This window comes from Phormidesmis sp. 146-20, assembly GCF_052939475.1.
Genome location: NZ_JBJPHT010000018.1, coordinates 104,640 through 117,947, shown reverse-complemented (window position 1 = coordinate 117,947; position 13,308 = coordinate 104,640). Strand labels below are relative to the sequence as shown.

General features: G+C 47.6%; 14 protein-coding genes. 4 read left to right on the top strand and 10 right to left on the bottom strand.

Annotated elements, in window-relative coordinates; all coding sequences use genetic code 11:
* Window positions 1–287: 287 nt before the first annotated feature.
* Window positions 288–1,007, bottom strand: coding sequence for a HEAT repeat domain-containing protein (locus tag ACKFKH_RS16185; protein WP_446859349.1), 720 nt, complete (start codon window positions 1,005–1,007; stop codon window positions 288–290).
* A 69-nt stretch (window positions 1,008–1,076) separates the two neighbouring features.
* Window positions 1,077–3,236 carry a calcium-binding protein gene (locus ACKFKH_RS16180; protein WP_446859348.1) on the bottom strand — a complete coding sequence of 720 codons (2,160 nt, stop codon included), beginning with the start codon at window positions 3,234–3,236 and terminating at the stop codon, window positions 1,077–1,079.
* A 152-nt stretch (window positions 3,237–3,388) separates the two neighbouring features.
* Here ACKFKH_RS16180 and ACKFKH_RS16175 point away from each other — a divergent pair, with 152 nt between their 5' ends.
* Entirely contained in the window at window positions 3,389–4,771 is a 1,383-nt protein-coding gene (locus tag ACKFKH_RS16175; protein WP_446859347.1) for a sensor histidine kinase, read from the top strand.
* Here the strand turns inward: ACKFKH_RS16175 and ACKFKH_RS16170 are convergent.
* The 5 genes from ACKFKH_RS16170 to ACKFKH_RS16150 form a co-directional block, all read right to left on the bottom strand.
* Window positions 4,757–5,440 carry a response regulator gene (locus ACKFKH_RS16170; protein ID WP_446859346.1) on the bottom strand — a complete coding sequence of 228 codons (684 nt, stop codon included), beginning with the start codon at window positions 5,438–5,440 and terminating at the stop codon, window positions 4,757–4,759. The two genes, ACKFKH_RS16175 and ACKFKH_RS16170, sit on opposite strands and share 15 nt — an antisense overlap.
* A gap of 421 nt (window positions 5,441–5,861) precedes the next feature.
* Complete coding sequence (locus tag ACKFKH_RS16165; protein ID WP_446859345.1) at window positions 5,862–6,005, bottom strand: hypothetical protein; 144 nt, start codon at window positions 6,003–6,005, stop codon at window positions 5,862–5,864.
* Window positions 6,006–6,845: 840 nt separating this feature from the next.
* A complete protein-coding gene (locus ACKFKH_RS16160; protein WP_446859344.1) occupies window positions 6,846–7,133 on the bottom strand; it encodes a hypothetical protein in 288 nt (95 codons plus the stop codon).
* Between the two features lie 151 nt (window positions 7,134–7,284).
* Window positions 7,285–8,055: an Rpn family recombination-promoting nuclease/putative transposase gene (locus ACKFKH_RS16155; RefSeq protein ID WP_446859343.1), complete on the bottom strand. Its 771-nt coding sequence runs from the start codon at window positions 8,053–8,055 to the stop codon at window positions 7,285–7,287.
* 276 nt (window positions 8,056–8,331) lie between these two features.
* Window positions 8,332–8,502 (bottom strand): hypothetical protein, encoded by a 171-nt coding sequence (locus tag ACKFKH_RS16150; protein WP_446859342.1) that lies wholly within the window; start codon window positions 8,500–8,502, stop codon window positions 8,332–8,334.
* A gap of 164 nt (window positions 8,503–8,666) precedes the next feature.
* On the opposite strand from ACKFKH_RS16150, the gene ACKFKH_RS16145 reads away from it, so the two are divergent.
* A protein-coding gene (locus ACKFKH_RS16145) for an IS1 family transposase (protein WP_446857380.1) occupies window positions 8,667–9,358 on the top strand; the annotation gives its coding sequence in 2 pieces (ribosomal slippage) (window positions 8,667–8,991 and window positions 8,991–9,358; 693 coding nt in all).
* 433 nt (window positions 9,359–9,791) lie between these two features.
* On the opposite strand, the gene ACKFKH_RS16140 is transcribed toward ACKFKH_RS16145, so the two are convergent.
* The 3 genes from ACKFKH_RS16140 to ACKFKH_RS16130 form a co-directional block, all read right to left on the bottom strand.
* Window positions 9,792–10,166, bottom strand: coding sequence for a DUF5615 family PIN-like protein (locus ACKFKH_RS16140; RefSeq protein WP_446859341.1), 375 nt, complete (start codon window positions 10,164–10,166; stop codon window positions 9,792–9,794).
* Window positions 10,150–10,401, bottom strand: a complete 252-nt coding sequence (locus ACKFKH_RS16135) for a DUF433 domain-containing protein (protein WP_446859340.1) — start codon at window positions 10,399–10,401, stop codon at window positions 10,150–10,152. Before ACKFKH_RS16135 ends, ACKFKH_RS16140 begins: the two co-directional genes overlap by 17 nt.
* 598 nt (window positions 10,402–10,999) lie before the next feature.
* Window positions 11,000–11,671: a hypothetical protein gene (locus tag ACKFKH_RS16130; protein WP_446859339.1), complete on the bottom strand. Its 672-nt coding sequence runs from the start codon at window positions 11,669–11,671 to the stop codon at window positions 11,000–11,002.
* 852 nt (window positions 11,672–12,523) lie between these two features.
* Between ACKFKH_RS16130 and ACKFKH_RS16125 the strand changes: the two genes are divergently transcribed.
* Window positions 12,524–12,895 carry a hypothetical protein gene (locus ACKFKH_RS16125; RefSeq protein WP_446859338.1) on the top strand — a complete coding sequence of 124 codons (372 nt, stop codon included), beginning with the start codon at window positions 12,524–12,526 and terminating at the stop codon, window positions 12,893–12,895.
* 198 nt (window positions 12,896–13,093) lie between these two features.
* A complete protein-coding gene (locus ACKFKH_RS16120) occupies window positions 13,094–13,294 on the top strand; it encodes a hypothetical protein (protein WP_446859337.1) in 201 nt (66 codons plus the stop codon).
* The last annotated feature ends 14 nt before the right edge of the window (window positions 13,295–13,308 follow it).

Sequence of the window (13,308 nt, the reverse complement as noted above, 5' to 3'; positions counted from 1 at the left end):
GTATCGACACTGCATAGTACAACACCCTCATTCATCCCTCTATTATGCAACGCCGATATGGCTAAACTCGGATTATGACTTCTTGCTAACGCTTATAGTTGCGACCAACCTTATAGCCAAATGCTAGGGAGTATAAAAATAATCCACACAGACACAATATGGTAACTTCCAGAGGCATACTCTCAATGATCTGAGTAGTATTTTCATCGAAAAGCCTTTCTAAATAGCTCTCTAGATCTGATGCGCTCATACCCATTAAATACACCTTGTCTAAACTAAACATAGAACTAGGGTTGTTTCATCCATTTTAATAATTCATCAACCACCATAGGGTTACTTTTACTGATACCGCCCAATGCCTGTGCTGCAATCATACGCACATCGGAGTCAGGGTCTTTGAGTAGGCGCAATAATTCATCAATCACTCTAGGGTTACTTTCACCGATACGGCCCAATGCCTGTGCCACACTCATCCGCACGCTGGAGTTAGGGTCTTTGAGTTGGAGTAATAATTCATCAATCACCATAGGGTTACTTTTACCGATACAGCCCAATGCCCGTGCCGCAATCATCCGCACGCTGGAGTCAGGGCCTTTGAGTAGGCGCAATAATTCATCAATCACTCTAGGGCTACTTTCACCGATACGGCCCAATGCCCGTGCCGCAATCATCCGCACGCTGGAGTCAGGGCCTTTGACTAGGAGCAATAATTCATCAGTCATTCTAGGGTCAATTTTATCGATACTGCCCAATACATTTGCCGCCTTCATTCGCACATTGGACTTAGGGGCTTTGAGTAGGAGCAATAATTCATCAGTCATTCTAGGGTCAATTTCAGTGATGACGCTACCGGAAAGACCAACGCAGACGTAGGCTTTATCCATGTCTTTGACGGGAGCCGCCGAAGCGGAACCTGCCAATATTGCAGTCGAAGCGATCGCACCACAGAGGGTTGCCAAACCAATCGCGTTGTTCATTTTGGTTAGGGTGTTGAGAATGCTTTTCATGGAGTATGTCCTTTTAAAGAATTGGAATTGATTAGGCTTCATTCTTTGTCGTTTTTTGGGGTTGCAACCCTAGACTAATTTGAAGTCGCGATCGGTCAATGTCGGTTGACCAAAGACGAAGGCAATTTGCCCCCCAGTATCCCCGAATCCCGCTGTCGCACCATTGGCGTTATACGTCAAACTGCCATTGCTCTTGTTGTAGACCAGCAAGGCTTGGCTCACTGCTGCCTCGGCCTCATTGGTAACGGTGCCAAAGACACTGGCCAGATTGTGCGGAAGTCCCGTAAAAATCGTTTTGCTCAAACCAATCTTGTCTTCACCCGGCGTAAAGTCGTTAATGCGAGAAACGCGATCGCCAACTTTAGTCGCAGAAACAAAGACAGTATCAAAAACAAAGCGGTCACGTCCCTCACCCCCGGTCAGAATATTGAACCCGGCTCCACCACTGAGAATATCGTTGCCACTATTGCCAATTAGCACATCATCTCCTGCATTGCCAAAGAGAGTGTCATTGCCGTCACCGCCGCGCATATAGTCATCCCCGGCGAGACCGCTAATCTGGTCATCGCGAGTGGTGCCGAAGATCACATCATTTCCCGCTGTCGGTTGATTAATCTGCTCGATCGAAATGGGCTTAAGCCCGGCAATGGTTGGGTAGATCAGATTCAGGACATTACCTGGACCACCAAGTTGTCTTTTCTGGAGTTCTACGGAAGATGGGACATCACCCGCACCATAGTTTTTTCTGAGTTCTTCTGTCCCTGCACGGGTTTGAAAGAAGCGCAAGTTGGGATTGTTGGTTTGTGTTTGCACTTGTTTTTGACTCAGCAGCCAATCTTCATCTTGGTAGGTAAAATCGGGTCGGTTAAAATCATCGACCGAAATCGGCGATAGGGTTAGACCCGCTGGCTTGTCTGTGAGTGCTCGTGCGGCAGCAATGATCGGATTACTTGTATCGGGCAGTAAACTGCTGAAATCCGCCAGAATGCCGGACTGATGTTTCCGAGTAAAATCTTCTCCTAATTGCTGTAGTTTCTGTTCTGCGGACAGACTTGGATCGAGAAAACCCGGTGTTTTATAAGTTGCCAGCGTGACGGTGCCGGGAATAAACGCTTCGCCGGAAAGACTGACAGAATCCCCAGAGGTGATATAGTGCCGGATCTGACTCGGATCACCGCCATTGCTAAGAAAGTCATCCGCCGCTCCAGCATTGACTCCAGGCGACTTGAACGAAACCCCCGAACCAATTAAGGTGGGAAATGCACTCGCGACCAATTGAGTGATTGCGCCGCCCCGACTGGCTCCTGTCACATCGGGTTTGAACCCTTGAGGATTTTTTTGTGAATCGCCCGCGATCGCGACTAACCAATTCCGGAGCGCCTTCCCATTGGCGGTAAATTCTGGGTTGCCGACACTGGTAGGGTCACCGGGATTGCCACCGGGCAAAACGAGAACGGGTGGCTTACTGCCGTCTTTGGCGCGAAAACCCACAGCGGTAAAGTCATTGGCCGGGTCTTCAAACACCCGATCGACCACATAGCCTACTTGATCAGCGACTTGCTCTGCCAATTGTCGAGTATCAGGATCGGAGTATGCTCCCAATAGTGCTGACAGTTGGTTGTATTGAGCATCAAACTGAGTGTTTACAGGTTTAGCTGGACTAAAGATAAAGCTATCAGCTTTCAACCCGGAAGCCTTCACACCCTGGAGTTCCGCGATCGCTTGACCTGCATCAAACACGATCGTTCCACAGTTGTTGTCCTTAAAAGTCAAATTCTCAAACGTAGATCCAAGCCGCAAAACTTTGAGTTGATCCTCGCCAATTTTGAAATCAGTGATCATGCTGGCAACTTTGGACAATGTGCCACCCACCCCAAAGATATCTTTGCCTTTGCCGCCCGTTAGAGAATCGCCTCCATAGTAATCGACCAGCGTGTCATTGCCTTTGCCACCCTTGAGAGTATCAAAGCCTGCGCCCCCATTGAGGAAGTCGTTTCCCTTGTTGCCGCAGAGTTGATCGCTCCCTGCACCGCCATTGATCACATCATCCTGGCGACCACCACTCAGGGTACCGTTCCCTTCATTCCCGGATAGCACATTGGCTTGGCGCGACGCACTGCGCCGGGTATCGTTGTCTGCCAGTCCGAAGAGCGAACCCCGATCGGCTCGGAGTGAATCAGGGTTGACAGTTGCAGTCAGTGGGCGGTGGGTCGATGATATCGAATCCATGTGAGTGAGTCCTTCAAAGGAAGTCGGGTTTACAGCACTCACTCTAATCAGTCCTTGTTTGTTATCCATCGACTGACAGGTCTGACCGATCGGTCAATTTCGCGATTGGATAAAATCAGCATTAAATGGAGATACAGAATCTAACGTAAGTCATGCTGTTTGGTCTTAAATCCTTGTATCGCGGTTTATACCTGCTCTTCCATCCACCGCTCGGATCAGCGGAATATCAGGCTTGGCGGCGGCAGTTTTTGCGCGATCGACTGCAAATCACCCTTAACATTGCTTTTCCCGTCATTATCCTTTCGACTTTGGGAATGTTCTGGGCAATCCTGGAGAATGGCACACAGTTTACTCAGGATGGTTTGCGTTGGCTGGGTGATGCGAGTGTCGTATCAAAATTAAGAATGCAGGTGTTCATCAATTTAGGTGTAACTTTTGGGTTGCTCTTGATTTGCTGGAGACTGTTGCAGAGCCACTGGGGCAAGCGACAGCCAACGATCATTTTTTGCTTGATTTCTTCAAGCCTTACTTGGAGTGACATGATTGTCGGGACGTTTTTGGGTATTCCATCAGTCCCTCAGCCTTATTTTTTCTTAGCGGTAGCAGTATTAATTCCGGTTCACTGGCGGTTGCACTTGCTCACCCAATTGTTACCCATCTTTCATTACCTCTTTCTGTATCGCCTCCTGGGATTAACCAAAATCGGTCAGCGTGAATTTTATGATTACAGTTTTATTCCAAATTTAATTGGCTTTAGTTGGATCGGGTTGATTTGCATTTTAAGCGTGTATTTGTATGAAAAATTAAAACGATCAGAGTTTGAACTTCAAAGACAATTACGTGGGGCAATTCGTGCAATCTCCCATGATTTAAAGAACCCAGCTTTGGGCATTTCCGTGACCTTACAAGGCTTATTGATCCAGCCCGATCGACAAATTAGCCTTGATCGCCGTATTTTAGAAGCTTTGTTAGCAGGGACTGAGCGGCAAATCGAATTGATTGACTCACTACTAGAAGTGCAATCAGTAGAGGCAGGAGGTTTAGTATTGCATTGTCAACCTCTTGATTTATCTTCTTTAGTCAATGATGTCGTTGAAGATTTAGCTATGATTCTCAAGCAGCATGACGTTACGGTGGCAAATTACATCAATCCCAATTTGCCAATGGTCAATGCTGACAAGATTCAAATTTGGCAGGTGTTTAGCAACTTACTTTCTAATGTGCTGAAACATAATCCTAACGGGACTCAAGTTGAGATCAGTGCCGCATTAGTCCAACGGCAAAACAGGCAGTGGATTCGCTGTATGGTGCAAGATAATGGGATTGGCATTCCTGCTACGCAATTACCTGATCTATTTCGGCTCTATACTAGGGGCGCGAAAGCTAAACGGATGCCTGGATTGGGATTGGGGCTGTATTTATGCCAACAGATTATCACAGCACATCAGGGCGAAATCGGCGTATTCAGCCAACCCAATGCGGGGAGTTGTTTTTGGTTAACGTTACCGATCTCATCTTCTCTAAACCAATCCTGATCGTAGTGCAGCCACAGCAGCTTGAACACGATCGTCTACGGTTAATTTATTCATAATGTTGCGAATATGTGACTTTACCGTACTCAAGCTAAGATACAGGATTGCTGCAATTTCTGGATTCGTCTTCCCTTCCACCAATAATTTCAAAATTTCTAATTCACGGGGAGACAGTTCAACTTTGGGGGTTTGCGATCCTACGGAGCTTGGCGAAGCCAATCGCGGGGGCTGTAACTGGGCAATCACGATTCGAGCGATCTGCGGATCGAGGTAAATGGCTCCTTCTTGTACAACGGCGATCGCATTCAAAAGCTGCTGCAAACTTGTGCCTTTAATACAATAACCATCAGCCCCACAGGATAATGCGGCAATAATCTCAGTCTCTTCTGCATGGGAGGTCAGCATCAAAATGCGGACATTTGGCAACTTTATTTTAAGTTGCTGCGTTGCTTCAATCCCATCAAGCTGTGGTAATCCTACATCCATAATCACCAAATCTGGCTGGAGTTGACTGACGATGGCGATCGCAGCATATCCATCAGCCGCTTTTCCAACGATCTTAATTGCCGAGTGTGATGACAGAAATTGCACCAACCCCATCTGCATGACTGGATCATCTTCTACTAACACAATTTTGAGGGGTTCCAGGTGGGAATTTAGTGTTTCTGACATGATGATTTTGCAAGTTAATTGCCCCAACAGTCGCGATCTTTAGACTGCGAAACTATTTTCCTTAGAAATTGTACTTCAAAGCTCCGATGAATCACAATTTTCATACGGTGCGATTCGCTGGCAGTCAACAGCGATCGAACTGTTCAAGGAGTCCACTCAGTTCATTAGACATCTTGGGTGCATCCCATTTGTGAACCAACTCGCGAACTCCGGATTGCTCATCTTCTTTACAAACGTTGCATAGCCAATACATTCAAATTCAACGACCTCATTGTTCAAGCGGGAAACCATCATAATTTCACCGATTGTTCGCTGTTCTCCAGTAAAGAGTTGAAAATTGCTCTCAAATTGCTTGTAACTTCCTCCGAATGCTTGATTGAGATTGAAAAGTCATTCACTCAAGCAACAGTTCATTTCCAAATCACCTAAGTCCAAAAGCTGATCCTCGTTGTTTAGCCAGACGGTCTGTTAATTCTGCAACGCGAGTTTGACTGTAGATACTAACGATCGTACTAATCGCTGCGATTGTTGCAGCGATCGTCGCAGTGATAACTTCAGACTTCATTGCAATTAGGCTACCTCTATGATCGCTCACATCCTACCTAAACCTAACCACAAACAGATGAGTTTTCAACAACTATCACCACGCAGGATATGAGCGAGATAACGTTGCCCATAACCCGCCGCTAATAGCTATCATAGCCTACCGATCAGCTCTCAACGGTGGGGTTCATGGGCATTGTTATGCAGCGCGATCACGAGTGCTGCTTAGTCGTTGGATTGTCACCGTTGGCGAGCCGATGCTGCATAAAGACCGCCGGACAGAATACCCAGTACGACTGCAATGATATTCCCAGCAATTGCCCATCCGCCTGTCAAAACTGTCAACGACAGCGCGACGAACAACGGACAACCGATAAGACACATAAATCCCCAGCTTTCAAGACCACGCATTGAAACCTCCGTTGTTACCGAGCTACCATAGCACCCCAATTTATTCTGGTCTGTTTTCATTATTATCCGCATAACGTCTAAAGTGAGCGGCGGCGAGAGAACTAAAACGAAGTGCGAAGACTCTCTACCGTCCGCTCCACTGTGTTGTGTACGCCCAGCATGGGCGTGAACTAATGGGGTGAAAGTCCCCTGTCGGAGAACCAACGTCCAAATGATCACTTCTATAGATCCGAGTGACGACAACGACTAGCTTAAGGCAAGGGCGTTTCCGCGAGGAAGGGTCTGAAGGAAGCCAGCGGCAAACCTGCGAGCCGACGAACAGAAATGTCCTAGAAGGCTGAGATCCCTGTGGCTTTGTGAGCACAACATCACAAAGCCTTTTGGTTCAGGGGACACAGTAAATGACACGGTTGCGGCGGGACAGTTCACGCTCTTATCTGGGGAGATCTGCTCAAGCGGCGGTCTGAGTGTCTACGGGAGTCTGATTGAGGTCTAGCTGGAAACGGTGAGGTAGCCACAGAACCCTACGGAAGCTCAGGTAGCACGTCTGGTGGTAACGGGGTGATTGAGCAGAAGTCAGCAGATGCCATAGTAGCCAAAGGCTCATCGTAATGGGTGGGACTCCGGTGTTGGGCTGAACTTCAGAGAGCAGGGAGGAGCCGTAAAGCTCGACGTGGCGATGAACCCGGATGGGGGAGCTAAACTGTCGGCGCTTAATTGCGTAACCACCCCTGGACATTGATTCTTCGGATTCAAACCGTCTAAACCTCTTTGAGGAAGCGCCCCGTGCGGAGCCGCATGCGGGGTGCTGTGGGAGCTGGAGGGGAAAACCCTCCGGCGACCCGATTATGCCGTGTCTTCACGATCAACTTCCCGAACATCGATCAACTTCAGCTTTGTGCAGAGTCGTTCAGTTGTTGTTGAAGTTGTTGCACTTCTTCGATCAATAATCCTGTCGTAGAAGCAATAATGTTAATGGCAATACCCGCTTTTAGAAGATTCATAGCAATCTCCCGTTGTGTCTCTGCTTTCCCCTCTGCCAGGATTGAACGATAAACAGTGGATTCTTGCATGATGTCCCTCCGCAATAGACGATAAATCACTTCTTGCTCTAATTTTAACCCAGCTAAGATTCCTGATGCTGCCATCAGATTCGCTTTTGTCGTGGGGTCTGCAATCTGATCTACCCTTTGAGCCGCTTGGCGCAGCGTTTCCTCTGCATCCGCAGTTTGCCCTAGAACCGCAAAGGGAATCAAACCAGGATATTGCAGAAAGAGTGAAGCAGGTTGCTCCCACAACCGGATGACATCAAACTCGTGGCGTGTCCGTTCCATCGTAAAGCTCGTTTGATAGACCAACTCAGAAGCAGTCTGCTTTAGGTAAATCACAACCTGCTGCATCGGTTTGGTTGGATCTTTGCGGTACATTCGCACTCGGTAATCCAGAACACGGAGCGGAATCGTATTTTTAGGCAGGGTTTGAAACTCGATATGCAAAATGGATTCGTCCGACTCCAGCAGAATCAGAGCATCGGCGCGAATCGGGTCAAGGGAAAGTTCAGAGGGTTGAAGCTCTGTCATCGTGACAGGCTCTCCCAGCAGCCAACTGGCAAAGTCGGCTGAGAAGTGTTCAGCAAGAAATCGGCAGGTATCGTCATACATGGAGAGATTGTACAGCTTTCAATCCCTTCTTAGTTGTGGTCAGGGCTAGGCTCTGATTCGTTCTTCTTAGTTAATCCTTCACGTAAGCGACTGCCCACACGAACGCTCCTGAAAGCATCATTGCACTTCCAGAAATCGCTACCTGAAAGTATCCACTCCTTATACCCATAACCACTAAAGCAAACCCCGTCCCTATCACGAGTCCGGCTACAGATTGCATAAAAGTCTTCATGGGAATATGTCTAGAAAAATTTTCTTGTTTTCACATCACGGGCGCTATCCTCGCGGCATAACGTGAAGCTCAACGGCTGTAGATTGACTCGAAACGGTAGACGAGAAATCTATCAACAGTCCGGCGACGGGTTGGGGAGCTAGTTCGCACTCCGCGAGAAACGCTTCGCGCCACATCACGAAAAACCCTGGCAACAACGCGATCGACGCACCCACTCACAACGAAGCAAACCAAACGCGAAACTCTCGAACCAACGAGTTGAACGAGAGAAACCTGCATCTTTGCGCTCACCGTGAGAGGCTGCCCAACGTTCCGATTGAGCGGCTGTAAATGATTTTTGGGCGTTGCATAATGGAGGGATGAATGAGGGTGTTGTACTATGCAGTGTCGATACTGTGGGTCTACTGAGGTTCGCCAGAACGGGAAACGACGAGGCAAGCAAAATCATATCTGTCGCGCCTGCGGTCGCCAATTTATTGAAGGCTATGACCCACCCAAAGGCTACAGCGAGGAAACCAAGCAGGACTGCTTGATGCGTTACGTCAACGGCATGGGATTTCGCGCGATTGAGCGCTGTACTGGCGTGCATCACACAACGGTGATTTATTGGGTCAAGCAACTCGGACAGCAACTGCCGGATGCCCCACAGGAGTCGGAGATTCCAGAGGTGGGAGAACTCGACGAACTAGAAACCTTTGTCGGGTCAAAAAAAACAAAATTTGGATCTGGACAGCCGTGAACCATTTCCGGGCGGGCATTCTCGCTTGGGTGGTGGGAGATCACAGCGCAGAGACGTTCAAACCCTTGTGGCAGATTGTCTGTTGCTGGCATTGCTACTTCTATGTCACCGATGGCTGGAAGGTTTATCCCGGTTTTATTGAGGAAGGCGACCACCTTGTGAGCAAGACGTATATGACGAGAGTCGAAGGCGAGAATACCCGATTACGTCACTACTTAGCTCGATTGCATCGCAAGACCTTGTGTTACTCCAAGTCGGTCGAAATGCTAAAGCATTCGCTGCGATTGCTCCTCCATTACCTAAAGTATTGGTCAATACCCGTACTCACTTGATTCATCCCTTTGTTCAGCAACGCCGATTTTTGTATCCTCACCCGGATCTAGAAACAGTCCGCTCCAATCGGGTTGTTATGCGTGGCTCGTCTCAACCGATCACTCCCCCACTTCGCCAGCCCAACTCTTGAAAGACGAAGAACTCGGCGATCGCGGACGTATTCAAATCCGATGCGACCCGTCACCTCCCAACCTCAACGGAGAATCTCTGCCAAAGTCCTCACCGATAAGTCCGCGCGATCGTGATCAATCACGTTGACTTTCGCGTTCACCAACTCGTTCTCAATACCGTTGATGTTCGGGTGAACGACAACCCTCAAAAACCGGGTTGAATGACCTTCGGGCTGGCGGCATAACGTTCCGCTTCACCCGCCGCGAACAACCTCTCGAACTCAACGAAAAGACTTGATACGGTCGGTGTGCAAGCGGATTGTTAGACATCTGACACCAACGGCAAACGGCGAATACGAATACGGCTCGGCTCAACTGTAATCGCTGATCCTTGCTCTAAATCCTCTCCACACTCAGAAATGACTGTCAGTAAAAGGGCTGTGAGTGCTTGGGCGCGTAACCTTTCAATCCGAATCCGAATGACTGAAGGGGTAGTTGCTACATCAAGCGCTAGCAGTGCATGAAAATCTGCATCAAGAGTAACAACGACACGCTCCTCGTCTCTAGCTCGCTGGATAATGTCTGCATCTTCAGCCTCAGACATCCCGATTTCACCCACATGAATCGTGTCGATGTCTGCATCCCGTAATAACGCTGCCGCAGAGAGTGGCAATCCCTGATCAAGCAACAGTTTCATAACGATTAGAAAGCTCAATGATGCGATCGTCCAAGTAAGAAGAGGCGAAAATTAGGGCTTGCCGGATATCTTCGTCCTCCAGTTCTGGAAACTCTTGATGTAATTCTGCTCGATCAGGATAAGTTGCCAGTAGCTCAATCACCCGACGAACCGTAAGGCGAAGGTTGCGGATGCAGGGTTGCCCATTCATCCGGTTTGGATTGCTCGTAATACGATCGAGTTTCATTAGAGTCATTTCAACGTTTCACTCTCATCTTAACCTTCATTAAGAATAAGAGATTCTTTCAATGCAAGCCCAACACGTCCATTCTCCATCATCGTATAATGCGTTACTCATGTCGCCTTTGAGTCCACAACTACAGCAATTCTCAGTTTGAAACACCCGTACTAAAAACTGGGTTTCCAGATGCAGATCGCTAACGAGAGAATGCGGTTTCAGGTACCTGAATTCTTAAAAAAAGCGAGTTCCTGTGAGAATCGTTCTCATACTGAGAATTGCTGCCACAACTAGAGCAAGTCAGCAAAATCGGTCGTGAAGCTTCTTTCTTCTGCTTAAGGTAAGAAGTGGGAGGATGACGAACTGTGGGAGGAACTACAAACTTGCCACAATTTGAACACCACTGACCGCCATTGTGTTCAATTGTTTGTGTAGTTTGGCACTTGGGACATAGGTTGGACATAATAGCTCACTTATCTCTGTATAGCTATATAGCAGAGTTACCATTTCTGCAAGATGTCTAACGACCAAGCTCACCGGACGCAGACCGCTTCTCGAACGCAACCAACAAACTTCATCGTTCCGGTGCAGCGACTTGTTAGGTGGCGAGTTTACGTTACCAACTCATCACCAGCGGCAATCCAGATCGAAAATCTACCTGCTGTCCCTGCACTTCTCCATCAAACCCAAGCTCTACACAGTAGTCTACTCCTACCCGTAACCTGATCTGATTGGTATTAACCACTGCTTGAAGTTCGGGTGACAAATGATTCGCAGCAGGACTGACTAACTCTACACGAGTAATTTCGCGTAAACCAATACCATGATCTAGAGGTTGTGACTTCTCAACAGGATATTGATCTGGACGTTGACCAAATGGAGCCTGAAACAGCCACGGCTCAGTCAACACATCACTATTCTTTCCCACCTCAATACTCATTGTTTTAGGCAAATAAGGTGGGTGATATGCCCAACTGGAAAATGCAACTGTGTCACCAGAACCTATGACCGGACGAAGGCAAATCCCAAATGGACAGGCACCATCGTTCCGATGCGTCCATCGCTCCCATAGCCGAGTGGGACGAATTAGCTCAGACTGCGCCTCTTCTGGATCGTGAACCCATAATAACTCCAACATTGCGTTATGAAAAAAGAAACGGCGATTGGTTGTGCCCTGTCCAAGATGCGTATTAGAGCTTCCCTCCACCAAACCGAATGATACTAGACGCTCAGCTTCGTAAGCGCCGATGTCAGTCCAGATAAAGAGATGATCTAATTCAAATGCCATAGCTTCAAAGCCATTTGAGAATGGGCTTACTCAACTTCTTAAGTTTAATGAATCCAACAGATAAGTTCTAAGCACCGACAACACCAATGATTCAAGCCACCTAACTTATGTTTAGACTGATCTGATCTATCTAACCTCCCTGATTTGGGTGATTAGGCTGAAAATTGTCTGGCTAACCCTCCCAAAGGACGATTAGGCTGAAAAACTTTCGGATAAGCTAATCGACTTTCAACTTGCACAAACTAACTCTGCAACCCTTTTACGATGAAGAAGCGGGCTATCAATCTAAATGTCGATCAGCTTAACTCCTCAAATCTGCGGTTAGGGCAGACAAAGTTCTGTATAACACCCTGAATCGGGAATTTAGGCAGAACTACGCTTGCCCCAGAATACTATCTCTGGGATCGGAAAATAATCCTATTGCTTCAAGAAGTCTTTATATTCACTGCCCAGTAACTCGCTAAAGGATTGAATCCGTCAATGGTGCGACTCTCTGGGTGCCCTACTGCTGAAGTCGCTACCCAAAAACCTGCTCAACTCAGTTCGCGAAGTCTTGATATCGTTAGAGGCAGGAGCAGCACCTCTGCAAATGTTAAGTTTTTAGGATTCAAAAAAAGCGAAATCTCTTGTAGGATACATCGCAGTGATGGAGTTGTGCCCCGAAGAACTGATCGGCAAATCAGCCTTCGAGGTCTTCCATCCCAAGTTAAGACTACTAACTCAGGAGGCGTTCATGATTGTACACCGTCAGCTTTGCTGTGGGGTTCTGAAAGGTTGGAATCAGACCCCAAGCTGTTTGACAGGCATCGCTCCCCAGTTCTCTTTGCACTAATCCAGGGAGAACAAATCAATATGGGAGTTAGGCTAATTTTTCCTGGCTCGGTAGCGTTCACGGTTGAGTTGCATCTCTCGACAGGTCGGCGTTATCGAGTCCAGATCACTTTGGATTTGCAAGAGCGGTTTTTGATCGTGGCTTCTGGAATTCTTCCTGACATTGAAGATTGCATTGACGAGTTTGTGTCTCAATTGAGCGAAATTGTCTCTAATCAACTCGCCTATCTCAAGTGGGATGGCTGTAGTGATTTGATGACTGAATATCAGTTGATTCGTGTTTTGCCTATTTATCGATTGCAGAGATCGTTCACCCGATTTGACATTGTGATGGATGATCCAGCCCTGATTTATGTGGAGGAGTTGAGCAACAAAATCACGATTCAACTTTAGAAAGTGGCGCGTTGTTAAAGGACGAAACCCGGCGTTGCTGATTGAAGGATGAATCTGTGAGGAGTGTCAATCTTTTCGCCCCCTAAATCCCCCATTCTGGGGGACTTTGAACTGTGGGTTTCCCTCCGTCATTGGGGGCAATTCATCTTGTGATTCAGCAATGCCCGAAACCCAGTTCTGTTCAGAAATGCCTCACGCATGACTAACATTGCTTTTGTCGTGACTAACATTGCTTTTGTCGTGACTAACATTGCTTTTGTCGTGACTAACACTGCTTTTGTCGTGGCAAACATTGCTTTTGTCGTGGCAAACACTGCTTTTGTCGTGGCAAACACTGCTTTTGTCATGACTAACATTGCTTTCGCGATCGCATTTTCTACGATCTACAGGCGTTTCTGAATGATGGTATGAAC